Here is a 24980-nt window from a genome sequence, read left to right as displayed (position 1 = left end):
CACATTAACTGAACAATCTGAGCCTATTTGATTTCACTAAGCAGGTTATTCAATAAGTCGGTCATAAACTGAATTCGCTTATCTGCTTCATCAAGCATGACCATAACTCGTAGACGTTGCCCCCCCTCCATACGGAACCATGTTGGGTGCTTTTGCATTAATTGAATAATACTGATGGCTTGAACAGGCGTATCAGGAGAGAATTCAATTGCCCCGCCATTTTTTCCAATATCAATTTTGGTTATACCCAATTGTTCAGCTTTAATGCGCATTTGATGCACGCTAAACAATTGCTTAACGGGTTGTGGAGGCACACCAAAACGATCTATCAATTCCATGCGAATATTATCGAGTTTTTCTTGTGTATCAGTATTACTAATCCGTTTATAAAACATGAGGCGTTGATGCACATCACCCAAATATTCATCGGGAATTAGTGCAGGCATATGCAGAGTAATTTCAGCAGTCAATGATAATGGTGCATCAAAGTTTGGTGTTTTACCTTGTTGAATGGCTTTAGTCGCTTTCTCAAGCATTTCCATATACAAACTATAGCCAATGGCATTCATTGAACCACTTTGTTGCTCGCCCAAAAGCTCACCCGCACCACGAATTTCTAAATCTTCAGTCGCAAGCATAAAACCTGCACCCAAAGTTGAGGCACGAGAAATCGCATCTAAACGTTTTTCTGCATCACCCTTTAAGCCTTTGATTGATGGCACCATTAAATATGCATAAGCTTGATGATGTGAACGTCCTACACGTCCACGAAGCTGATGCAGTTGAGCCAAGCCCAATTTATCAGCACGTTCAATAATGATGGTATTGGCATTTGGAACATCAATCCCTGTTTCAATAATCGTTGAACACACCAAGACGTTATATTCTTTATGATAGAACTGCTGCATGACTTGTTCGAGTTCACGTTCACGCATTTGCCCATGTGCTACGGCTACACGTGCTTCTGGCACTAAATTTCTAACATTTTCCGCTGCTCGCTCAATCGTATCGACTTCATTATGTAAAATATAAACCTGCCCACCACGCAATATTTCACGCAAAATTGCTTCTTTCATGGTGTCGTCAGTTTGTTCATTAATGAAGGTTTTTACTGCCAAACGACGAGCAGGTGGTGTCGCAATAATGGATAAATCACGCATGCCACTAAATGCCATATTCAGCGTTCTTGGAATAGGCGTCGCAGTGAGAGTGAGCATATCAACATCGGCACGCATGGCTTTAATACGCTCTTTATCACGCACACCAAAGCGATGCTCTTCATCAACAATCATTAAACCTAAATTTTTAAACTGAATATTTTCCTGCAAAATTTTATGCGTACCAATCACAATATCGACTTTACCATCTGCTAAATCAGCAATGGTTTTGGTATGGTTTTTACTTGTTCCAAAACGTGATAAAACCTCTATACGAATGGGCCAATCAGCAAAACGATCTTTAAAGGATTCATAATGTTGCTGTGCAAGCAATGTTGTCGGGACAAGCACAGCCACTTGTCTATTGTTCTGTACAGCAACAAAAGCTGCACGCATCGCAACTTCTGTTTTACCAAAGCCCACATCACCACAGACCAAACGATCCATTGGTTTCGCCAATTGCATATCATGCAAAGTTGCTTCAATCGCATTTGCCTGATCTAAGGTTTCTTCATAAGCAAATCCACTTGAAAATTGCATATAACTGCTTTGATCAAGTTCAAAACTAATACCTGGTTTCGACTGACGGCGCGCCTGTATATGTAATAACTCAGCCGCAACATCATGAATTTGTTCAAGTGCTTTACGTTTTGCCTTATTCCAAGCATCTGTGCCCAATTTATGCAGTGGTGCTAAATCAGGATCACCACCACTAAAACGACTAATCAAATGTAAATTGGTTACAGGGACATAAACTTTGGCATCATCTGCATAGTTCAGCTGTAAAAACTCATAATCTTGATCATCAATATTCAGCGTCACCAAACCAGCATAACGTCCCACACCATGATCTATATGCACTACAGGCGCACCTAAACTTAATTCAGTTAGACTTCTAACTAAGAATTCTTCAGACACTTCTTGTTGGCGTTTACGGCGACGCTGTACCACACGATGTTCATATAACTGATTTTCTGAGATAACAGATAAATCATCGGTAATCACTAAACCACGATCAAGTGGCGCATGGGTAATGGCAACTGAAAAGTTTGATTGCTGAAAAGCAGCAAAATTTTCAACCACAGGAATTTCACCCAAACTCGCACGTAATGCATCTTTTAAGGTTTCACGGCGACCTGCACTTTCTGCAACGAGCAAAACAGGATGATTGGCATCATCGACATATTTTTTCACAACCTTAAAGGGTTGCTCACTTTTAGGATCGACAGGAAGCTTAGCAGGTTCTTCCACATGTAAATTGAAAGCGCCTACTTTGACTTCTATTGGCTCATTCGATGCAATAATTCTTGGAAATTGATTGAAATATTCATACAACTGATTGGGTTGAATAAAAATTTGCTCAGGTGGCAATAACGGCTGATCAATATTATGACGACGATCTTCATAACGTCGCATGACATCTTTCCAAAAACTCACTAGACCTTCATCAATATATTGGTCTGTAATGACAATAGCATTACTTGGTAAGTACGATGTCAGGCTACTTTGCGCTTTCATTGCTTCAGGACTAAAGAATAGCGGGAAATAAAAATCGAGACCAGGAGATGCAATGCCTTCCATGACATCTTGATAAATCGGGTTTTTTTTCGGATTTGCTGTTGGGAAACTTTCAGCATAACGATCACGAAACACTGATCGTGCTTCTTTCAATGGGAATTCTTTTGCAGGAAGCACAATAAAATTTTCAAGTTTATCGGTTGTGCGCTGTGTTTCTGGATCAAAGAATTTTAAGCTATCAATTTCGTCATCAAATAAATCGATACGAATCGGCGCACTCTGCCCCGAAGCATAAATATCCATAATACTGCCACGTACAGCAAATTCACCATGGTCATAGACGGTATCGACCAAATGATATCCCGCTTGGATCAAGCGCATTTTTTGTTGTTCTAAGTCGAACTTCTGTCCAACTTTAATATCAAAATGCTCACCCAACACCCACGAGGTTGGTGCCACACGCTGAGCTAAAGTTGTCGCGGAAACCAGTAAAATCCCTTTCTTTGGCATGTTTGCCAAAATAGATAAGCGTTCAGAGACGATATCTTGATGCGGTGATAATCGATCGTAAGGTAAAATTTCCCAATCTGGAAAAACCGTAGGTTTTATGCCATAAAACTCTAACTCGCTTTCCAACTGCCCTAAATGCTGATTATTCTTGGCAATGAGTACCAACAATTGTTCGGATTGCTCTGATATTTCTTTAAATAATAAGGCGGCTGATGAACCTAGCATTGAGCCGATCCAACGCTTTTCGCCAGCTTTAAGTTGTTTTAGATTGAGGTCAGAGATTGCTTGTTTAAACATAATCGCATAAGGTCTAAAAGACATGGACGATAGTTTAGCATGATGATTTTATACCGTTGAGTGATTTTGTTTTATCTTGTTGATTGATTAGATATACAAGTTTTAAAATTTCTTCGATCGTTCGTATATTAATGTTGCCACGCAGTAAAATTAAGAAAATGAACTCAATATTTTTCAATATCAAGCTTTAAGCATAAACTTCAATCATTTTTATAATCTATTAGATTCCTTTCACATCAATGCAAATTCAAGCAAATTACACCTGCATCAAAATCAAATCATTTGGGTTCTACAGAATCATCCGATGTAAAAGCAAGCACAACATAATATTCTTCTACTTCAGCTACAACTTTAGCGATATCCTAAGAAGTTGTTTTCATTTTTATAAAGGCTTTATCGTACTCATATTTACATACTTAATATTTTCAACATTCAAAATATTGCACCCCAGAATCTGTTCACTTAGTTCGGAAAACAGAAAATAAACCATATCATGCTCAGGTACAGCATTTTCATGATCATCTATATAGTAAACCTTACAAATGTTTCCTTCTTCCCACTCTTCTATCGAATCCGCATCAAAATCTGCCCCTTCAATATTTTTAGTCTGCCATTCTCCATCATGGTCTTCATATTCAAGCTCATAAAAAACAGTAGCATTTAACCATTTCGCTTCAAAAGCGGATAATATTCCAGTTTGCTTAATTCCTTCATCTTCATTTTGTGAAATTGAACGAATAAGCTGAGCATTTTCAAAAATACCATAAACATAGTAACCACCACTATCAAACATACCGAATACAATCAGCTGATCTAACAAGCCTAGTTCACTTAACTTCTTGCTCCATTGCTCTTCTTCAAACATTGAAAGTGAATAATCTGCATGATAGATAATTAAATGATCTGATATAAATGCCAAACTATAATTTTCAATAAGCCGTGTATCCAAATATATTTCAGAGCTCTTATAAAGCTTTGTATTATTCAACTTTTCGACCAATGCAACTGCTTCTTGCAGAGTTCCTTTAAACGGAATAATTAGACCACCCGCCGAAATTCCCATTTTCCCTCCTATTTATCTCTTTTAAATTCTTTATAATAGTCATTAAGTTTCTGAATAATTTTCTTAAATTGTTTTAAATTTTCCTCTGTATTACCTAATCGTGCTATGTATCTCCCTGATGCAATTTCCAAATCAATTTTTTCATTGATTAAAATGGCTTTGTAAAATAAAGCATTTAAATCATCAAAATTTTTTAGTTTACGATTCGAAAAGTATTCTAGACGTTCTTTCAGTTCAGTATTTAAGATAACGCCATCAACAATAAAACCCTGTTCAGCATTAAATACAATGTTATTTCCTTGCAAAAACACTTCTTCTGCTTTGGCTTCTTTACTCTTAAATAAATCTGTCAGCTTATTCAGCATCTTTCAATCTCAGACATTAACAATAAATGAAGTTTAATCTGATTTGATAAATGATAAAACTTAGAATGCTTAGGCTATTCTAATCAGTAATAAAAAAGCACCCTTTACGGATGCTTTTTAAACTGAAAATTAAACGCCATATTGCTGTTGTAAATATTTCACAATCGCTTCTGACTCAAACAATTGAGCTCCTGTGTTTACATCAACCAAATACGGCACTTGAATATCATTCTTTTGACGCCCCATCACAGGTACAACTTTTTCACGCTTACCACCTGCAAGCGGAATATATTTACCCGGTTTTAAACGTAGAACTGATGGTCCTTGATCCTGCCAACGTTCTTTTGGAACATTATGAAAAACAAATGGTAACTCAAGCTCAGTTAACACACCACGTACCACACGAGTATAAGGACTTGCCTCAAATCCCCACAATTCCAAAAGTTCTTTTGGCGCTTCCCGATTAATAATTTGTTTATCAATCCATACACCACGCGCACCATTAATCAATGTTCCTGCAAAAGCCACTACAGGATATTTTGGATAATGTGCATATTTTTTCGGTGTCGTACCACTTTTACCATAATGTTTAAATAAATAATCTACAATATCAACCGACTCATACATTGCTGTTTCAGTATTTTCATCGACAAAATATGGAAAACGTAATTTACCACCTTGTTCTTTGACGATTTTACGGTATTTGGTGCCACCCTTTGGACATGGATACACTTCATAATCCAAGTTCAATAAAGTTAAAACTTCACGTACACGGCGACAAAATGGTGACCCCTCAAACTCATACAACTTTAAAGCTTTTTCAGGTTGAATAGGAAATGCTGTGCCATTTGCCCCTCGACCACCTGCAGTAATTGTAGATGCTAAAGCCTGTACTACTTTAATTTGATGATGCACCATTTTGCTATCCTTGGGTTTTTCTTACCCGGTTTTATCTATCTTATAAATGATCAATCGACCAATTTTTCTTTTGAAACCACAATTCCGTTATTATCTGCATAGATATATTCACCTGAATTGAAGCTTACACTACCAAAATACAATGGCACATCCACTTCGCCTATGCCTTTACGATTACTTTTTCGTGGAATTGCTGCCAATGCATGCACCCCTAAATCAAGTTCTGCAAGTGCATCAATATCACGGACACAACCATAAATAACCACACCATTCCAATGATTCTTCACTGCTGATTCTGCAATCATATCGCCCATCAGCGCACATCGCATAGAAGCCCCACCATCAACCACAAGTACTTTTCCTGTACCGTCAGTCGCTAACAACTCTTTTACACGCGAATTATCTTCAAAGCATTTTACTGTAACAATTTGACCACCAAAGGTTTTACGTGCGCCATAACTTTGGAAAAAGCGTCCATCCATTGACGGAATAAGTGTTTGAATATCTTTTTCAGGATTGTCATCAAGTAAATCACAAGTCACAAATGGAACGGGCATGTTTGTTTTCCTTATATCGTTGATTTATGTTGCTGTATGCGTAAATTATCATAAATTTCAAATGGAATATTCTGACTTTGCGCTGCATCGACCATAGTATGAGCCACTTGCGCTGCGGTCACAGGCTTATATTTGAAGGTATCGGGTACAAATTTTGAGAATTTTCGATACAACTTTTGTGTCGCATCTTCAAGGATGCGTGACTCTTCACGCTCTCCCAATAAAAGCGATGGACGGATAATCGACACGCGCTGCAAACCAAGTTGTTGTATATATTGTTCCAAGCGGCCTTTGACTTGATTGTAAAATATTCGTGATGATGGATTGGCACCCATTGCACTCACCAAAAGATAATGTGCATCTGTTTTAGCAATAAGATCTGCAAAATGTGCATTCATCTCAAAATCAATACGATAAAAATTTTCTTTTGAGCCTGCTTTTTTCAATGTCGTGCCCAAACAACTAAAAGCTTGGCTATAGCCCTTCACGTCATCTTCACTTAATAAAAAAGAGTCATGAATAATAAACTGTCTTACCTTTGTGTATTTTTTCAGCGCTTGATCTTCTTTACGCACTACCGCCGTAATCTGCTCACAAAAAGGGTGCTGATTCAGCTGTTTTATTAAGCTTTTCCCGACTAGACCCGTTGCACCTATTACAATTACACTTTTAATCGAATTTGTCATTTTTTAAGCATTCCCCTTTCAATCTGCCTAATGTATCGATTTAATTCGGAAAAATCTGCATCAAAAATGTAGCCAAACTCTGTCAGGACTTGACTTTAGCGCTCCATTTAATCACAATGTGGCACTCGTTTACGGGCTGGTGAAAATCTTCTGATGTTGGTTTTCAGTTGTTATTTCAGCCCGCCCAGACCAATCTAATTCAAGGAGTGCACGAGTGGCAAACTCTGCTCAAGCAAAAAAACGTGCTCGTCAAAACGTTAAAGCACGTAAACACAACGCAAGCTTACGTTCTATGGTTCGTACTTACATCAAACGTACTTTGTCTGCAATCGCTACTGGCGAACATGCAGCTGCAACAGAAGCTTACAAAGCGACTGTTCCAGTAATCGATCGTATGGCTGATAAAGGCATCATCCATAAGAACAAAGCTGCTCGTCATAAGAGCCGTTTAAATGCACAAGTTAAAGCGTTAGCTAACTAATTTATGCATGTGAAAAAAGCCCGCAAGGGCTTTTTTTGTGTCTGTAAAAACAATCTTGGTCATTAATCGTTGAAAATAAAACAGATTCAAACGTAAAAAATTAGCGATTAAAAACGTAATACTAAATTTAAAAAATAACTAAATAATTTCAATTTTAAAATTGTTTTTCCACCATTTTATTATTTAAATTCATTCAAAGCGGATTTGTTTCTTTTGGCTATTATTTTTTGATAACCACTTTATATTTTTTATGGTTTTACATTCAAATTTGACATATTATTTCTATAATTCATTACATTAATAATCTACGATATGATAAAAATACAAGCAAATACTCCTCTCTTTATAGCAAAAAACTTACTTTGTGCTTTACTATTCACCACATCAAGTCTTAGCTTTGCCACATCAGACGTATCAACTACACAATTTCAACAAGCTGAAGTCTTACTCAAACAAGAGAAGTATGCACAAGCCTTTGAACTGCTTAAATCTGCTGCTGAAGCAGGTCATGTTCCTGCACAAGCTGAACTCGCACGCCAATATATGGATGAAGAAGCTGATTATTTTGATTATGCACTCGCAATGCAATGGGCAAAAAAAGCTGCCGCTGCAAATAATCCATCAGGTATGAATAGCATTGGTTATTTATATAATAATAGTTTCGGCGTTGAAGAAAATAATCCAGAAGCCATGAAATGGTTTTTAAAAGCCGCGAACTTGGGCTTTTCCAAAGCCAAATATAATGTTGGCAAAATGTATTTAGATGGACAAGGCATCAAACAAGATGTGAATAAAGGGCTTTCTCTCATTAATACAGCTGCCAAAGAGGGTTATCTTGATGCACAACTCGAACTTGCCGATGCCTATCATCTTGGATGTACAGAGGGTGTTGAAATTAATGCTAAAAAAGCTCTTTATTGGTATGAACAAGCCTTAAAACAAAATGATGCGGAAGCCCAATATCAACTTGGACGAATTTATCAAGATGGCTTGGAAGAAATACAACCAAACGCTAAAAAAGCTGTCGAATATTTAACACTCGCAGCAAACCAAAACCATGCCTATGCACTCAATAGCCTTGGAGTTATTTACCATGATGGTCAAGATAACATTCAAACAGATATGACCAAAGCTATTGCTTACTACAAGCAAGCTGCTAAATTAGGTAATGAAATTGCTTACGAAAATCTTGGTCTTATTTATAAACAAAGCAATGATATTCAAACTGCTTTAGAGATGTATAAAAAAGCAGGTGAAATGGGTTCAGATGAAGGCTATTTTAATGCCGCTGAAATTTACGATAATAGTGATAAAATTAAAACAGATAATAAACAGGCTTTTAAATATTACAAACTCGCAGCCGAAGCAGGACACGAAGATGCACAACGTCGTTTAGCCGAAATGTATGAGCAAGGAATAGGCACTAAAAAAGATATCAGACAAGCAAAATATTGGCTTGATTTAAGCACAGGCGATGCTGAAATATAATACGATTAACATGTTTAAATCATCAAAAAGTAGGTTAAGACTTTCTATAACCTACTTTTTATAGACCAGTACACGAAAACCACCATTTTTAAATTTTATTCTCTCTAGCACTTTACCACTCTAAGCGCTGAAACTCCCGAATAGACAATGACCCCAACTGACCTCGCCAAACCCATTTCAGTTGACTGTCTGCAAAATCATCCCCCTCAAACCATACAAATAAACCTTCCATCATCTCAGGCCATTCCGATTGATCAATGCGGGTACGTCTTGATATCACTGCAATAATTGCGGCCAAAATAGTGTCGTGGCTTACAGCCAAACTTAAACCATTATTATTGGTTGGGTGAGTTTCATAAATTAATTCAAGTACATCCAGAACACCCCGAATAGAATGTTTCATTCCAGGCAAAGCATTATTAACAAAGCTATTGATAAAACCTAATGCACCTTGCTCACGAAAATAAGGTGCTGCTTGTTTAATATCAAGCACGAAACTACCTGGCTCAACCAATAAGCCTTGTTCAATAATTTCAATATGATGAGTATTATTTTTAGCAGAAACTGCATCTGCACCCTCAATCATCAATGCAGCAGTATCAACACAACGCTGGATTGGACTTGAAATACAGTGCTGAATCACACGATCTGTATTTTCAATCAGGCATTCTCCCCATGCATAGGCAAGTTCTCGCCCCTGAGAGGTCAGTTGTAAGTCATATCCTGACAAACCTCGACCATCCACAATTTCACGCAACGAATGTCGTGTAAATAAGGTGACAGGCACTTGAGCTGTCGGCAGTAAATCCATTGCTCTGAGCATACTTTCAGGCAGTAAATTAAGCGACATAATTTCTCGAATGGCATAAAGGGTCATTCACTATAACAGTTATTGACCGACACTAAAACGTGTAAAGCATGCCACATTTTCATAATTCAATATTGCTGTAAATGTCACACAGAAACATTCTGCAATGCATCTAAAGCGAGTTGTTTATTATCCTCATTCCGATAAGCAATAAAACCTGCATTTAATAAGGTATCTCGTTGATTATAGATAAAAGGTTGAGCATCTAGACTCACCAATCCACCACCAATACTTTCAAGTAAGCCCTGTCCTGCACTTGTATCCCACTCTGATGTTGGATGAAACCGTGGATAAATATCAATTTCACCCTCAAGCATCATACAAAACTTATAAGCACTGCCTGCCTCACGGCGCATAACTGGATTTTCTTGTTCAAGATAATCAATGTATTGCTGATATTTCGGATTTTTACTACTGTGGCTTAAACCTACTTGAATGGCATCTTGCTGAGTTTCTTTAAACTTGTTGTAACGCTCCCAACGCTCCGTCACAAATGAACATTTATAAGGAAGCTCAGTTAAATAACCCAAATACATCACTTGCTCAGTCGGTACTGCAATCACTGAAAAAATGGTTTGATGGTTTTGGATCAAGCTCAAATTAATAGTAAATTCATCTCGTTTATGAATAAATTCTTTAGTTCCATCTAAAGGGTCAAGCATCCAACACATTTCCCACGTATGTCGTTCAGTATTGTCACTTTCTTCGGACAACACAGGCAATTCGGGTGTAATTTTTGCCAATTGCTCTATCAAATACGTATTAACTCTCAAATCTGCTTGTGTGACAGGCGATTCATCATTTTTGCGCTCAATATTAAATGCCTGACCATCACAATAGTTTTGATATTCCTCAAGTAGAATCTGACTCGCCTTTGCCATAATCGGCACAAGTTTTAAAATTTGTTCATCTTGCGGTACTTGAGTTGTTATAAACATAGCAAAAACCTGTCCTAAGCGAAGTGATTCTATCAGCATTATATTTTCTAATTTTTATATTGTAGCTGATAAAAATTCAATAATGTATCTATTGAAAATCTTAGAACATCACTTAAAATTGAGTAAATTTATGATCACTATACGCACGCAAAATCATACTAGTTGAATTCACAATAATTTTATCATCTATAACATACTGCATTTCACTCAATACGATCCTCCGTATCACTCATTCGACTTTACTGTCCTAAAACCAACATGACTAATCGCCAAATCGCTTTCTTGCGGATGTCGTGCCGCAGCTCTATATCGTGCACAATAATTGTCTGCACACAAGTATGAACCACCTTTAATGGTATAATTATTAAATGCCTGCGGTTTATGTGCATGCAATTGTTGCTCTGTCCCCATATGGTCGTCATGGCTACCTACGAATGGCGTTTGGGTGTATTCCCACACATTTCCAATCATGTCATAAAGTCCAAATCCATTGGCAGCAAAGCATCCTACAGGTGCCACACCTGCAAAAGTATCAGTTTGATCGTTATGATATGGAAATTCACCTTGCCATACATTGGCATTTACATGATCTTTATCTAAAGAAGCACTTACATCACGTTGATGACTAAAGGCTTTGGCGGCATATTCCCACTGCTCTTCCGTGGGTAAATCACGACCTAACCATTTTGCATACACCATAGCATCTTTTAGCGTAATCATGCGAACAGGTTCATGCTCAGCGATGGGTTTAGAATTCGGCCCTGTTGGTTGTTTCCAATTGGCATTGGCTTGCAATTGCCACCATGTTAATTCTCCCACTGTTTGCGTAGGTGGTGTAAATACAGCAGCTTCACCTTGTTTTTCAGCTTCCGTCACATAAGCTGTAGCTTGAACAAAACTTCGAAATTGTGCATTGGTGACTTCGGTGGCATCGATCCAAAAATCATCCACTTTTCTTTCACTTTTCAGTAATGAACGTTCTTCAGGATAATGATCATTACTCCCAATTTGAAAAGTTCCACCTGAGATTCGTACCATACCTGCATGTTTATTTTGCAACCATTGTTGCGGTAAGCCGCTATAAGCCTGACATTTCTCTAAAGTTCCCAAAGCAGTTTTGCTTTGCTCAGTTGCATTTAAATCCGTTTTGGCATTACAACCCGAAAGTAACACAACGGCGACTAGGCTGAGCACATAAGTTAAGAGGGATTTATTTTTCATGGCATTTACTCAATACGCTAAGTCAAAATATTTCAGCAACTTCATAAAATTCAGCTACGCTATATTCGATAGCGCAACTGAATCTCAGCCAAAAAATGCATCTTTTGGCTTATTTCAAACAATGCTTATTATTCAAGATCGTTATACTGAATATCAAAGTTCTTATCGGTAATGAATAAAAAAGTCACATCATTATCTTCTTGAGCACCATGAAACATGGTTTCACCTTCAGGAAACCATACAAAGCTTCCTGGAGCAAATTCACCAACCGAAGTCACTAAAATGCCATCTAAAACATACATGCCATGCGCACAATGATGCGTATGAGATTTATTCATAAAACCCGCTTTATAACAGGCTTTAGAAATTGACATCCCCGTCATATTGTCTAAAAACAACGGTTTCATAAAAATACTTGCATCAAGTTCAGGAATAGGTAATTCCTGCCAAGGCATACGATTGCTATCCATTGTGATCACTTGTGAATGACTCTCCATGTGAAACTCCTGTTTATTCCATTAAATGATATCAATTCATTACGTTAAAAATGAGTAATGATTAAAATGGGTAATTCGGCGCTTGTGCCTGAATCGTCATCCATTGCCATTGGGTAAATTCATCCACATTTGCAGGGCCACCAATGCGCGTACCATTACCTGATGCACCAAAACCACCAAATGGATTCAGTGTTTCATCATTGACTGTTTGATCATTAATGTGTAATAGACCGACTTTTAAAGATTGTGCCACTTGCATGCCATGACTGACATTTGAGGTAATAATGCCAGCAGACAAACCATAATCGCCCATATTAGCCAAGACGATCGCTTCTTCATCTGTTGCAAATGGAATAAGTACAGCGACAGGGCCAAAAATTTCTTGTTCGAAAATAGGATTATCTTGCGTAACCTGAGACAACACTGTTGGCTCAAAGAATACACCGTTTGCTTTGCCACCCACTTCTAGTTTTGCACCTGCAGTAATCGCACTTTGAACTAGACCTTCGACACGTTGGCACTGTCTTTGATTGATTAATGGACCAATATTCACGCTTGGATCCATTGGATTGCCCATTTTCAATTTTTGGACTTTTTCAACTACTCGTTGTTTTACTGCTTCAAAAATCGATTGATGAATTAATATTTTACCTGAAGTCATACAAATCTGACCTGAATGCAAAAACACACCCCAAGCAATATTTTGTGCCGCAAGTTCAATATCAGCATCATCTAAAATTAACAGTGAGTTTTTACCGCCTAATTCTAAAGATACTTTTTTCAGTGTACGCCCTGCACCTGCACCAATAATACGACCTACTTCAGTTGAACCTGTAAACTGAATGCTCGCAATATTCGAATCATTGACCAAAGCTTCGCCAACCTCAGCACCACCCGGTAAAACATGCAGTAAACCTTTTGGCAAACCTGCAAGTTCAAAAATGCGTGCGATGACAAAACCACTACTCACTGCTGTACGCTCATCTGGCTTTAATACCACGGCATTACCCAATGCCAAGGCAGGAGCAACCGCACGAATCGCTAAATACAATGGAAAATTAAAAGGTGAAATCACACCAACTACACCTAGTGGCAGACGCTTTGCCAAACTGAATTTTCCATTTTGCGTTGGAAGTACTGAACCTTGAACACTCGATGGTAAGGTCATCGCATTTTTCAGCGCTTGAATGGCTAAATCGGTTTCAAAACTTGCTTTCATGACAATCGAACCACTTTCTTTGATCAGCCATTCGATGATGTCAGCTTTATGATCAATCGCCACTTGAATTGCATTTTCAAAAATTTGTGCACGTTCTTGGTATGACAATGCCCACCATTTTTCTTGAGCGATTTTCGCTTGTTCTGCAGAGTGCTGAACATCACTTGGTTGAGCATAGCCCATGACACCCAATGGATCGCCTGTTGCCACTTCAGTCACCGCATAGTTTTTTTCTGCGACTGTCCATTGACCATTAAAAAAACGATTTTCCCAAATTTCAGTTGCTAATATACTCATTTTTCTATCCTTAACTCATTGAAATGTGATCAAAACACAATCACGATTTACGTCGAAATCCCTTCCAATATAGGTAAAAACCAATATATTGTGTTAGATATATTGAATATATGCATATAGCATGCCAAATTTTATTTTTATAAAAATCATAAACATATGAAATGTGATATTTTATTGTCTATATTTTTCACACATCCTAAAAGCAATCTGTCCAAATCCTAGACACTCTATTTTTGCTTTTTCATCCGCAACAAAAAAATGAAGTAAATGCAGTGAATAAGTATGTAGTCACTGCGCTATCAGCATCAATTTAGATATTTATAAACCGTTGATCTTGAAATATTAAGTCGCTTGGCAACCTTCGTCACATTCATATTTTCTTCTTGATAAACACGTTTAATGGTTTCTCGTGTTAATCCATCTAGGTCTGATGTTGACTGAATCTGTAAAGGTGTTGTCACATGCCCTTTATCCTGTAACAGTAATTCGGTGATCATTGAATCCTCTGAAAAAACCGCGGATACTTTCAGCACATTCATTAATTCACGAATATTCCCCGGCCATGCATAATTTAAAATTTGCGCTTTAACTTTGTCTGAATAGCGATAATCACCTAAATTTGCCAAAATAGTATTTGCAATCGTGAGCTTATCATCCCGATCTCTCAGCGGACTCAACTCAATTTCATAGCCCCGAATACGATAATATAAATCACTACGAAATAATCCTTGATCGACTAAATCTTTCAGGTTTCGATTGGTTGCACAAATAAGTTTAAAATTAGATTTTAATGCAGTTCGACCACCAACTCGATAAAACGTATTGTCTTGCAACACACGTAAAACTTTGACTTGTAAATGAATAGGTAAATCACCCAATTCATCTAAAAATAAGAAACCGCCATTTGCCATTTCTACCAAGCCAATCTGCCCTTTAGCTTTTGCACCAGTAAAAGCACCACCTTCATAACCGAATAATTCAGATTCAAGTAAATTATCAGGAATTGCACCGCAGTTAATTGAAATAAAAGGCTGTTTTTTAAATTGATCGTGAATTTGTTGCGCTAAAAACTCTTTCCCTGTCCCTGTTTCCCCCGTAATTAAAATAGGAATATCCGCTTGAATGGCGCGGATACATTTCTGTAATTTAACATCCGCCACTTGACTCGTATTTTTCTGTGGATGAATCACTTTGGCATAACAAAATGCATGATCATTTTTCTTCAATAAATGGATATCATTGCTGTGATGCATAATTGATTCTATATTGACAAAAATTTGATTAATTTCAGTGCCTAAAGCATCTTTCACCTGACAGCCAATCAACTGACTTGCCACCTGATTCATATGCGTAATATGACCATTCTGATTAAATGCAATTAAACCTGAATAAGCACCACCGATTAAATCGGGAGTATTTTGAAAATATAAAAAATACTTTGCTTCTTGTGTAGTACGAATAAATTCATTTTCAAATTTATAAGACTGATATAATAAATGATTCAGCCAATTCCCTGTTGCAATTGAAATTTTAGAGGTAATATCTAAAGCACCAAGAATATCGCCTCGCCCATTAAAAATAGGCACAGAAGCACATGAAAATGAAGAAAATTCTTTTAAATAATGCTGATGCCCATTTAAAGCAATTGGTAAACGTGAATCTATACTGCAAATCGGTGCAATCGTACCAAAGTTTTCCTCTGAGACTACTCGACCTACTTTCAGAAATTCATATAAACTATCAGTAGAGTCATCATGTAACTCTTTTACAATTAAACCCATATTATTAATCAGAAAAACACTGATACTTTGTTGTTTATATAAGTTAAAAATATTTTCGAGATAAGGCTGTGTTAATCGAGCAAGCTGTTGATCATCATAACTTAGTGATTGAATCTCAAAATTTTGTTTGTTAATAATAGAATTATATGGAGTCAAACCTGCATTTTTAGCTTTTTGCCATGAATCTAGAATGGGCAACTGATCTAGTTCAAGTTCAGGTCGAATACCTGATTCAAAAAAATCATACTTTATGCTTTCCCATGATAGCGACTCAATCAATTTATTCATAAAAATCCCTTTAAGAACATTATATAATGATCGATAGATACAACAAATAATCATTTGTATTCAATATCATTGCATAAGACAAATTTATTTATTTCAAATGATGACTTAATGTTATCTATAGATTATAAAATAAATAGGAATACTTGATAATAGTCATTTAAAGCATAATTAAATACATTTAAAATCTATATATAAAATTAAAAACAAAGCATTGATAATCAATTCATATATTTAATATTAAGCACATACCCAAAAAAAAACTAACTGAATTAATTCAAAATTTTATTCAGATCAAATTAAATATTTTTTTTGAAAATATAAATTCTCAAATGAGTTACGTTTATATAATGTCAAATTATTTTCAATCCTGTGTTTTAAATTTGGACACCTCGAAAATAATTCGTTAAATATCTAGACATAAGAACCGAACATATAGACTCAAGTTATTGATTTAATAATATTTAATCTATTGGCATGCTTCATGCTAATAAAGTGATTAGAACGGAGCGCTGTGTGCCCCATACGTAGCCGAATCACTTTTATATTTGATGTAAGGGAACTACATTGATGAAAATTTTAAGTAAATTTAAGATTAAACCGACCTGTCTTTTTATTCTTCCTTTAACGAGCCTTTTTTTGGGCGTGCCTGTCATCACCATTGCACAGGATATCTTGCCTTTTCCATTGGCACCTTCAGCAAGTATCGCAAAAGATACGATGGAAGAATCTACTCATATTCGTCGAATCGAACAACAAAAACTCCCTGCCGATGCACCAAATATTTTAATTATTCTCTTGGATGATGTCGGTCCGGGTATTCCCGATACCTATGGTGGTTTAATCCATACCCCCAACCTGAGCCGTGTTGCTAAACAAGGGATTTCATATAATCAATTCCACTCCACGGCAATGTGCTCACCTACTCGTGCGGCTTTGCTTACAGGTCGTAACCACACACGTGTCGGCAATGGACAAATCACTGAACTTGCCAATGATTGGGATGGTTTTAGTGGTGTCATTCCAAAAACCTCTGCAACACTCGCGGAAGTCCTTAAAAATTATGGATATAGCACTGCAGCTTTTGGTAAATGGCATAATACACCAACGGCACACACGACCCAAGCAGGACCATTTGATTATTGGCCAACACATTATGGTTTTGAACATTTTTATGGGTTCTTTGGCGGAGAAGCTTCTCAATATGACCCATCTTTAATTTTAAACACCCAATATGTTGATAAACCTGCAAAAACTTCACAGGGTGCTTATCACTTAACCGATGATTTAACCGACAATATGATTGGTTGGATGAAAACCCAAAAAACCTTAAATCCTAATAAACCATTACTCATGTATTGGGCACCTGGTGCTGTACATGGGCCACACCAAGTCGATCAAAAGTGGGCAGATAAATACAAAGGTCAATTTGATGCAGGATGGGATGAATATCGAAAAATAGCCTTTGCAAGACAAAAAAAATTAGGGTTTATTCCTAAAAATGCACAACTCACGCCACGCCCTGACTCGTTGCCTGCATGGGAAAGTATCCCGCAGAATGAACGCGCATTTCAAACACGTTTAATGGAAGTCTTCGCAGGTTTTGTTGAGCATACTGATTATAACGTTGGACGTATGCTCGACGGTCTTGATGAAGTAGGGATTGGAAACAATACTTTAGTCTACTATATCTGGGGCGATAACGGCTCAAGTGCCGAAGGTCTCCAAGGCACCATCAGTGAAATGCTCGTATTGAACCGTATTCCAAGTAAAATTGATGATCATATCCGTGTTTTAAATGAAGAATTGGGCGGACTTGATGCGCTAGGTACAGCTAAAACCAGTAGCATGTATCATGCAAGTTGGGCTTGGGCAGGTTCAACGCCATTTAAAGGCACTAAATTGGTGGCATCGACCTTAGGTGGTACACGTCAGCCTTTAGCAGTTTCTTGGCCACTAAAAATTGAAGCTGATGCAAAAATGCGTAGCCAATTCCATCATGTCAACGATATTGCTCCGACCATTTATGAGATTCTAAACATTACCCCACCCAAAGTGGTCAATGGTTTTACGCAAGATACCTTAGATGGTGTCAGCATGGCATATACCTTTAACAATGCCAAAGCTGAAGGGCAAAAACACACCCAATTCTTTGACATTATGGGCAGTCGTGCCATTTATAAAGATGGTTGGATGGCAGGAACCTTTGGACCTCGTGTGCCTTGGAGTGCAACTAATCCGGGCATGGCAACTTGGACACCTAACAAAGACGTTTGGGAATTATATAATCTTAAAGAAGATTTCACCCAAGCCAATGATTTAGCAAGAAAATATCCTCAAAAATTAGAAGAGTTAAAAAATAACTTTATGGAAGAATCTCGTGCCAATAAAAATCTACCGATTGGTGGTGCACTGTATACCATGATTCATCCTGACAAAATGTTGGTCAATCCTGCCACCGAATATAATTATAAATCGGTCATTACACGTATCCCTGAATTTACTGCACCACGTTTGGCAAGCAGAAATAACAACCTAACGATTGATGTTAAAAACCCTGACAATGCCAATGGCGTATTGTTTGCAATGGGTGGCTTCGGTGGCGGTGTGAGCTTATTTATTCAAGATGGTTATTTACATTATGAATATAACGCCTTCGAAATTGAGCGTACCAAACTCAAAAGTGCGGAAAAACTTCCGATAGGCGATTTAAAGATTGAAGTTAAACTCAATAAAAAACCATCGGTAGATGGGATCAAGCATTTATCTTCAGGTGATTTACAAATTTTGGTTAATGGTAAAGCTATTGCACAAGGCACCATTCCGAAATTGGTCTCTTTCGGCTTTACGGTGAATGAAACTTTTGATATTGGTTCAGATGTCGGGTCACCTGTTTCCTCGGCTTACTATGACCAAGCACCATTTGCCTATAACGGAAAAATTAACAATCTTAATGTGAAATATACCCCTTAAGGTCGGCTAAATTTTGGCTAAAAATCTTGTGTTTTTAGCCTCTTCAATTGGATTCCTACGGCAGATTTTTTAAATTTGTCGTTATAAATCCTGAGTAAAACTTCGTTTTTTCGCTTCTGATTTTTCAATTTTTGAAGAGTCATGGGTACTTTATAACTTTTTTAGGTCAAAACCCTTAAAAACCAAAACAAATCAAGACTTAAGCATCAGCACTTGATAAACGAGCAACAGGATCGTTGCTTTTTACCTCCTCAAGGAATATGACAACATGAAACATTTTAATTTCACCTTACTTGCACTAAGCATGTGTGCCATCAATCCTGCACACGCAAATTTTATCGATCAATCTACAGTGACATTGACCACAAAGAATGTCTATATCGATCGTAATTATATGGGTGAAGGAGTTGCTCAACCTGCCTCTAAAGAATGGGCTCAAGGTTTTATGCTCAATATGAATTCAGGTTATACCAAAGGTGTAATTGGTACAGGGCTTGATGTTTATGCAGGTTTAGGGTTCAAACTGTGGGGAGATGCAGAGCATTCAAGGGGCACAAGTATGTTACCGCTTGATCCTATCACGGGAAAACCGGAGAGTAGCTTTGCTGAAATTAGCGCAACTGCAAAATTCAAATATGCAGAGACGGAATTAAAATACGGTACATTATTTCCAAAAACACCTGTGGTCATTGCCTCGTTTAGCCGTGCCCTACCTCAGTCTTATCATGGGGTTCAATTGGTTTCAAAAGATATTAAAAATCTCAAACTCGAAATGACGTACTTAGATCAAGTCAATCAGCGAGATTCGACCAATTATGAAGATATTAAATTGATCCCTGCTAATGGACGTTTTAAACCTATTTCAAGCGATTACCTTTATTATATAGGCGCCAATTATGCATTGAATCCACAGACAGAAATCACCTTATTTCATGCCAATTTTCATGATATTTATCAACAATATTATACTGGGCTTAATCACAGTTACCCCATCAATGATGCAATGAGTCTGTCTACCGATTTTCGTTATTTCCGCACCCTTGATGAAGGAAAACAGCTTGCAGGTAATATTGATAACCATCATGGCAATTTAGTTTTCGGTGTTTCTCAAAATAATCATAAATTGAGTGCAGGCTATATTCATAACTCTGGCAATACTGCAATGCCTTACTTAAGTAGTGGCGAAACTGCAACTTATATGGACTCTTGGGCAACGGATTTTCTCAATAAAAATGAGAAGGCCTACACTATTCGCTATGACTATAATTTTAAAAATTATATTCCAGGACTAAGAGCCATGACACGCTACACTTATGGTCAAGACATTAACCTTGACCATATTGCAGGGCTAGAAAATAAAGAACTGTATGAAAAAGAATTGGGCTTTGATTTGATGTATCAAGTACAAACAGGCGTGTTTAAAGGTTTAAATTTCCGTGGTCGTTATGCAAATTATGATACTAATCACGGTGTAAAACCAACATTTAAATCTGCCAATGAAACCCGTTTCAATATTGATTACACGTGGAAATTTAAATAAATCGTTCACCTTTATTGAAATGAATATTCTCTCTCCCTGCAATCGCTTGATCACAGGGACAAGTTTTTTGTTGAATCACGCTGTACAATAAAAACTCAATGTCTGTTTTTTGGACACTCGTCCACAAATCGAACACCACATTCCAATTTAAATCCTTAATAATCAATTGGTTAAAATTGGCACACTTTTTGATTAAGTTAGCTTTATTAACATACTGAAATTAATATCACCAAAACAATATAGGTCACATCAAGGAGATGAAAATGACTGATTTAATAGATATTCAAGCTGCGGTTACAGAAGGTCAAGGCGCAGATTTTGTTTTACAAGATTTAAAAATCAGACCACCACAAGGCAATGAAGTGCTTGTTAAAGTCGTTGCCACAGGAATGTGCCATACTGATCTTATCGTGAGAGATCAATATTACCCTGTGCCATTACCAGCTGTGTTAGGGCACGAAGGCGCAGGCATTATTACTGCTATTGGTGAGAATGTAAAAGACCTTGCTGTTGGTGACCATGTCGTTTTAAGTTATGGCTACTGTGGGATATGTAAACAATGTAGCTCAGGTGCGCCTGCTTATTGTAGCGAATTTTTTGCACGTAATTTTAGCGGTGCAGATCCACAAGGTGAAAATGCAATTTGCAGACATAATCATGAAAATGTTCACGATCATTTCTTTGCGCAGTCTTCATTTTCAACCTACGCTCTAGGCCTTGAAAATAACACAATTAAAGTCGATAAAAATGCACCTTTAGAACTACTTGGCCCTTTAGGTTGTGGCATCCAAACAGGTGCAGGCGCTGTCATGAATAACTTAAAAGTAACACCAGCAAGTAGCTTTGTCACCTTTGGTGCAGGTGCCGTAGGTTTAAGCGCACTTTTAGCCGCTAAAATTTGTGGTGCAACCACAATTATTGCCGTCGATATTGTAGAAAGTCGATTAGAACTTGCCAAAGAACTTGGTGCAACACATGTCATTAACAGTAAGAATGTAGATTCTGTACAGGCCATTAAAGACATAACAGAAGGTGGTGTTACTTTCGCTTTAGAGTCGACAGGTCGTCCTGAAATTTTAAAACAAGGCATAGATGCTCTAGGTATTTTAGGAAAATTAGCAATTGTTGGTGCGCCTCCTCTAGGGACATTGGCGCAGTTTGATGTCAATGACCTTTTACTTGGTGGTAAAAGCATTGTTGGTGTTGTTGAAGGCAGTAGTGTGCCAAAAACCTTTATTCCACAATTAGTTGATTTATATCAAAAAGGATTATTTCCTTTTGATAAATTAGTGAAATTTTATGACTTTGAAAATATAAATCAAGCTGCTTTAGATAGTCAAAGCGGTATCACACTCAAACCAATTATCAGAATTGTACAGCCTTAAATATAGATTGAATTGCGATTGTATGGACTCATCATGCAATCGCTTTTTTATGTGCATCTATTTTCATATTTAAACAAACTTCACACCCCATGATGTACATAAGCCAATTAAAAATTTAAGATTTTTAATGCTGATGACGTTCAAAAATTTATTAGGATTCACCATGAAACAAGGATTGTCGCTTCTTTTACTCAGTGCAAGCATTTTGGTGCAACACAGTTATGCAACATCAGTTGAACCACAGAAAATACCACAGCTTGAGCGCAAGCAAGATGAGCGAAATGCACAACGCGGTTTGATAGCTCGTCCATACAGCACATTAACGGATGAGCAAGGTAAACTGATTTGGTCGTATGATGATTATGAGTTTTTAAAAAATTACTCAGGCAATAGCATCAATCCAAAATTACTTACTCAAGCAAAATTAAATCAAAATATCGGCTTATTTAAAGTCACCGAAGGCGTATGGCAACTAAGAGGTTTTGACTTAGCCAATATTACCGTAATTGAAGGGAAAACAGGATGGATCATCGTCGATACCCTCGCTTCTAAAGAAACCGCGGCTGCTGCGCTTAAATTTTTACGTGCGCAATTAGGTCATAAAAAAATCAGTGCGATTATTTTAACTCACAGTCACTATGACCATTTTGGTGGTGTCGCAGCCTTTATGGAAGATAAAAACATTCCAATCATTGCACCATCGAGCTTCATGGATGCCGCAACGAATGAAAATATTATGGCAGGCCCAATTATGGGAAAACGTGCGTCTTATATGTTTGGTATGAATTTAGATGTCAATGAAAAACAATTGGTTGATAGTGGCTTAGGTAAAGGATTGTCTTTTGGCACAGTTACCATTGCCCAACCGACCATTTTAATTGATCAACCTGAGCAAAAACTCAATGTCGATGGTATCGAGATAAAATTTTTTAATATCCCTGACTCAGAAGCACCATCTGAATTAACCTTTAGCATTGAGAGCAAAAAACTTTATTGTGGTTCAGAAATCATTACGCATACTATGCACAATTTATACACTTTAAGAGGAGCTAAGGCTCGCGATACCTTAAAATGGATCCGATATCTAAATGAAGCAAAAGAGTATAATAATCAAGCCAAAACTGAAATTTTAGTTTCGCAACATCATTGGCCTGTATGGGGAAATCAAGAAATTTCTGAATTTATTACATTACATCGTGATGTGTATAAATTTCTACATGATCAAACCTTAAAAATGATGAACCAAGGCTATACTGCAGATGAAATTGCCGAAAAAATTCAACTGCCTGAAAATTTAAATAAACACCTCTCGATGGGTGGCTACTACGGCAGTATCAAACATAATGTCAAAGGTATTTATCAATACTATATTGGATGGTTTGATGGTAACCCTGCCAATTTAGACATGCTACCAAGAAAACAACGTAGCTTAAAATATGTCAGCATGATGGGTGGTGAGCAAGCAGTACTCAAGTCAGCCTTAAATGCACAAAAACAAGATGAACCTCGTTGGGCGGCTGAGCTTTTAAATCATATTTTGAATGTAAACTCTAATAATGAAGCTGCAAAACAAGCACTTGCCGATGTCTATTTAACTTTAGGTTATGATGCAGAATCGGTGTCTTGGCGTAATTTTTATATCAGTGCAGCAAAAGATTTACGCAATGAAAAATCAAGTTATGACCGTAAAAAAATTGATATGTCTGCAATTTTACAGCACGCCCCTACGACTGCATTTTTAGAAAAATTATCGACCTTAATAAAGATTGATGCCTCAGATAACACGGTGTATATGCAGATTGATCAAACTGATTTATATGAAATCTCTCTTCAAAATTCAGTAATGAATTATAAAGTGGTCGATGCTAAATCTGTGGGAAAAAAGATGGTTTTAAAGATTTCAAAAACGGATTTAATCGCCATCATGAATAGTGCTAAAAAAGTCGAAAATCCTGCCGAGCAACAGTTTTTTAATAACTTTGATTTTAAAATTACACCTATTAATTTATTGTATTAAATGCTAATACCTATTCAATAATAATTTATATGAATTGTTTTTAAAATTAGAAAATAGCTCTGAAATCATTGATTATTTCAGAGCTTAATGTTTATTTTACCACCTAATTAAATGCTATTTTAAAATTCAATACTCATAAAGATTGGCTACATCAACATCTCGATCAACCTGAATGTTATGATCAGTCATGTTTTTTTATTTAACACAAATATGCAAAATACGTTTTCCGATAGTGATCAAATCAGTGTAGTTTCTAGTTTTGCAACATTGGTCAATTCAAATTTCCATGGCAATATGAATGCAATCTGTTGGCATAGAAATTTGCTTGGCGACTTTAAGGAAATCGTGTCAAAGCTTGATTTAATAGAAAATATAACTGAAATTTCGATTGAAGATCTTTCCGCGTTACAACTTTCAGAACAAGGTCATATTGCAAGAGAAACTATTCTTAATGACATCCAACTACTAAGCGATTTCGGTGCATCCCCCTCTCTAAATTTGCTTAAAAATTATGAACGAGATGATGAGTTTGATTTCATTTCAACTGATGTATATTCATTTCATGTAGACCGTGCACCCATTGAAACCAATACTTTTTTATGTACTTATTATGGTCCTGCAAGTGATATTTTGCCCAATAATCAGGTTGAGCAAAAAACTAGCATTCCTAGTATCAGAGAAAAACTTAAAGAAATATATGAAGGTACAGAAGATGAGTTTGAAGCTTTCTTAACAGATTATTGTTTTGATCTGCATTATCAAGCCAAAGAAAACTCACAACCCGTAAACTTGGGCTCAGGGCATCTGTGGCGTTTAGCGGTAGAACATCCAAAACAACAGGTCTTACCATGTGTACATAGAGCACCTGTTGAAAAAGATGGTGAGTTTCGATTACTGCTGATTTGTTAAATAAAGCTAC

The 24980-nt window shown here is 37.0% G+C and carries 19 protein-coding genes; 7 read left to right on the top strand and 12 right to left on the bottom strand.

Annotation, left to right across the window (positions count from 1 at the left end; all coding sequences use genetic code 11):
* Positions 1–23 precede the first annotated feature (23 nt).
* From mfd to ACK2M2_RS06265, 6 genes are all read right to left on the bottom strand, one after another.
* Positions 24–3482: a transcription-repair coupling factor gene (mfd, locus tag ACK2M2_RS06290; RefSeq protein ID WP_419346893.1), complete on the bottom strand. Its 3459-nt coding sequence runs from the start codon at positions 3480–3482 to the stop codon at positions 24–26.
* Between the two features lie 382 nt (positions 3483–3864).
* Entirely contained in the window at positions 3865–4545 is a 681-nt protein-coding gene (locus ACK2M2_RS06285) for a hypothetical protein (protein ID WP_419346722.1), read from the bottom strand.
* A gap of 8 nt (positions 4546–4553) precedes the next feature.
* Complete coding sequence (locus ACK2M2_RS06280; RefSeq protein WP_419346719.1) at positions 4554–4910, bottom strand: hypothetical protein; 357 nt, start codon at positions 4908–4910, stop codon at positions 4554–4556.
* Between the two features lie 129 nt (positions 4911–5039).
* Positions 5040–5828, bottom strand: a complete 789-nt coding sequence (locus ACK2M2_RS06275; protein ID WP_419346717.1) for a glutathione S-transferase N-terminal domain-containing protein — start codon at positions 5826–5828, stop codon at positions 5040–5042.
* Positions 5829–5878: 50 nt separating this feature from the next.
* A complete protein-coding gene (gene rraA, locus ACK2M2_RS06270) occupies positions 5879–6385 on the bottom strand; it encodes a ribonuclease E activity regulator RraA (RefSeq protein WP_419346714.1) in 507 nt (168 codons plus the stop codon).
* 11 nt (positions 6386–6396) lie between these two features.
* Positions 6397–7071 (bottom strand): NAD(P)H-binding protein, encoded by a 675-nt coding sequence (locus ACK2M2_RS06265; protein WP_419346712.1) that lies wholly within the window; start codon positions 7069–7071, stop codon positions 6397–6399.
* A gap of 214 nt (positions 7072–7285) precedes the next feature.
* On the opposite strand from ACK2M2_RS06265, the gene rpsT reads away from it, so the two are divergent.
* Together rpsT and ACK2M2_RS06255 are read left to right on the top strand one after the other, a co-directional pair.
* The gene (gene rpsT / locus ACK2M2_RS06260) at positions 7286–7552 is read left to right on the top strand and encodes a 30S ribosomal protein S20 (protein WP_409510490.1); all 267 of its coding nucleotides are present in this window, start codon (positions 7286–7288) and stop codon (positions 7550–7552) included.
* Positions 7553–7864: 312 nt separating this feature from the next.
* Entirely contained in the window at positions 7865–9040 is a 1176-nt protein-coding gene (locus ACK2M2_RS06255) for a hypothetical protein (protein WP_419346709.1), read from the top strand.
* Positions 9041–9152: 112 nt separating this feature from the next.
* Here the strand turns inward: ACK2M2_RS06255 and ACK2M2_RS06250 are convergent, their stop codons facing one another.
* The 6 genes from ACK2M2_RS06250 to ACK2M2_RS06225 form a co-directional block, all read right to left on the bottom strand.
* Positions 9153–9890, bottom strand: a complete 738-nt coding sequence (locus tag ACK2M2_RS06250) for a histidine phosphatase family protein (RefSeq protein WP_419346706.1) — start codon at positions 9888–9890, stop codon at positions 9153–9155.
* Positions 9891–9994: 104 nt separating this feature from the next.
* On the bottom strand, positions 9995–10846 hold the full coding sequence (locus ACK2M2_RS06245; RefSeq protein ID WP_419346704.1) for a 3'(2'),5'-bisphosphate nucleotidase CysQ family protein: 852 nt from the start codon (positions 10844–10846) through the stop codon (positions 9995–9997).
* A gap of 225 nt (positions 10847–11071) precedes the next feature.
* Positions 11072–12067 carry an SUMF1/EgtB/PvdO family nonheme iron enzyme gene (locus tag ACK2M2_RS06240; protein WP_419346702.1) on the bottom strand — a complete coding sequence of 332 codons (996 nt, stop codon included), beginning with the start codon at positions 12065–12067 and terminating at the stop codon, positions 11072–11074.
* Between the two features lie 128 nt (positions 12068–12195).
* Positions 12196–12564 (bottom strand): cupin domain-containing protein, encoded by a 369-nt coding sequence (locus ACK2M2_RS06235; protein WP_419346699.1) that lies wholly within the window; start codon positions 12562–12564, stop codon positions 12196–12198.
* Between the two features lie 61 nt (positions 12565–12625).
* A complete protein-coding gene (locus tag ACK2M2_RS06230; protein WP_419346697.1) occupies positions 12626–14080 on the bottom strand; it encodes a benzaldehyde dehydrogenase in 1455 nt (484 codons plus the stop codon).
* 305 nt (positions 14081–14385) lie between these two features.
* Positions 14386–16149: a sigma-54-dependent Fis family transcriptional regulator gene (locus tag ACK2M2_RS06225; protein WP_419346694.1), complete on the bottom strand. Its 1764-nt coding sequence runs from the start codon at positions 16147–16149 to the stop codon at positions 14386–14388.
* 567 nt (positions 16150–16716) lie between these two features.
* Here ACK2M2_RS06225 and ACK2M2_RS06220 point away from each other — a divergent pair.
* The 5 genes from ACK2M2_RS06220 to ACK2M2_RS06200 all read left to right on the top strand — a co-directional run bounded on the left by ACK2M2_RS06220 (position 16717) and on the right by ACK2M2_RS06200 (position 24970).
* Entirely contained in the window at positions 16717–19119 is a 2403-nt protein-coding gene (locus tag ACK2M2_RS06220; protein WP_419346692.1) for an arylsulfatase, read from the top strand.
* Positions 19120–19423: 304 nt separating this feature from the next.
* The gene (locus ACK2M2_RS06215; RefSeq protein ID WP_419346891.1) at positions 19424–20659 is read left to right on the top strand and encodes an OprD family outer membrane porin; all 1236 of its coding nucleotides are present in this window, start codon (positions 19424–19426) and stop codon (positions 20657–20659) included.
* A 263-nt stretch (positions 20660–20922) separates the two neighbouring features.
* The gene (locus tag ACK2M2_RS06210; protein ID WP_409510499.1) at positions 20923–22044 is read left to right on the top strand and encodes an NAD(P)-dependent alcohol dehydrogenase; all 1122 of its coding nucleotides are present in this window, start codon (positions 20923–20925) and stop codon (positions 22042–22044) included.
* 163 nt (positions 22045–22207) lie between these two features.
* Positions 22208–24061: an alkyl/aryl-sulfatase gene (locus tag ACK2M2_RS06205; protein WP_419346690.1), complete on the top strand. Its 1854-nt coding sequence runs from the start codon at positions 22208–22210 to the stop codon at positions 24059–24061.
* Positions 24062–24271: 210 nt separating this feature from the next.
* Positions 24272–24970, top strand: coding sequence for a DUF1826 domain-containing protein (locus ACK2M2_RS06200; protein WP_419346687.1), 699 nt, complete (start codon positions 24272–24274; stop codon positions 24968–24970).
* The last annotated feature ends 10 nt before the right edge of the window (positions 24971–24980 follow it).

The organism is Acinetobacter sp. TY1, assembly GCF_048551395.1.
Taxonomy (GTDB): Bacteria; Pseudomonadota; Gammaproteobacteria; order Pseudomonadales; family Moraxellaceae; genus Acinetobacter.
This window is presented reverse-complemented; position numbering and strand designations above follow the sequence as displayed.

Bases quoted from the DNA above. Each gene is read 5' to 3' on its own strand.
- ACK2M2_RS06220 (WP_419346692.1), top strand. From the start codon at position 16,717: ATGAAAATTTTAAGTAAATTTAAGATTAAACCGACCTGTCTTTTTATT.
- ACK2M2_RS06245 (WP_419346704.1), bottom strand. From the start codon at position 10,846: ATGTTTATAACAACTCAAGTACCGCAAGATGAACAAATTTTAAAACTT.
- ACK2M2_RS06265 (WP_419346712.1), bottom strand. From the start codon at position 7,071: ATGACAAATTCGATTAAAAGTGTAATTGTAATAGGTGCAACGGGTCTA.
- rraA (WP_419346714.1), bottom strand. From the start codon at position 6,385: ATGCCCGTTCCATTTGTGACTTGTGATTTACTTGATGACAATCCTGAA.
- ACK2M2_RS06215 (WP_419346891.1), top strand. From the start codon at position 19,424: ATGTGTGCCATCAATCCTGCACACGCAAATTTTATCGATCAATCTACA.
- ACK2M2_RS06210 (WP_409510499.1), top strand. From the start codon at position 20,923: ATGACTGATTTAATAGATATTCAAGCTGCGGTTACAGAAGGTCAAGGC.
- ACK2M2_RS06230 (WP_419346697.1), bottom strand. From the start codon at position 14,080: ATGAGTATATTAGCAACTGAAATTTGGGAAAATCGTTTTTTTAATGGT.
- ACK2M2_RS06200 (WP_419346687.1), top strand. From the start codon at position 24,272: ATGCAAAATACGTTTTCCGATAGTGATCAAATCAGTGTAGTTTCTAGT.
- ACK2M2_RS06275 (WP_419346717.1), bottom strand. From the start codon at position 5,828: ATGGTGCATCATCAAATTAAAGTAGTACAGGCTTTAGCATCTACAATT.
- ACK2M2_RS06240 (WP_419346702.1), bottom strand. From the start codon at position 12,067: ATGAAAAATAAATCCCTCTTAACTTATGTGCTCAGCCTAGTCGCCGTT.
- ACK2M2_RS06205 (WP_419346690.1), top strand. From the start codon at position 22,208: ATGAAACAAGGATTGTCGCTTCTTTTACTCAGTGCAAGCATTTTGGTG.
- ACK2M2_RS06255 (WP_419346709.1), top strand. From the start codon at position 7,865: ATGATAAAAATACAAGCAAATACTCCTCTCTTTATAGCAAAAAACTTA.
- ACK2M2_RS06280 (WP_419346719.1), bottom strand. From the start codon at position 4,910: ATGCTGAATAAGCTGACAGATTTATTTAAGAGTAAAGAAGCCAAAGCA.
- mfd (WP_419346893.1), bottom strand. From the start codon at position 3,482: ATGTTTAAACAAGCAATCTCTGACCTCAATCTAAAACAACTTAAAGCT.
- ACK2M2_RS06250 (WP_419346706.1), bottom strand. From the start codon at position 9,890: ATGTCGCTTAATTTACTGCCTGAAAGTATGCTCAGAGCAATGGATTTA.
- ACK2M2_RS06235 (WP_419346699.1), bottom strand. From the start codon at position 12,564: ATGGAGAGTCATTCACAAGTGATCACAATGGATAGCAATCGTATGCCT.
- ACK2M2_RS06285 (WP_419346722.1), bottom strand. From the start codon at position 4,545: ATGGGAATTTCGGCGGGTGGTCTAATTATTCCGTTTAAAGGAACTCTG.
- ACK2M2_RS06225 (WP_419346694.1), bottom strand. From the start codon at position 16,149: ATGAATAAATTGATTGAGTCGCTATCATGGGAAAGCATAAAGTATGAT.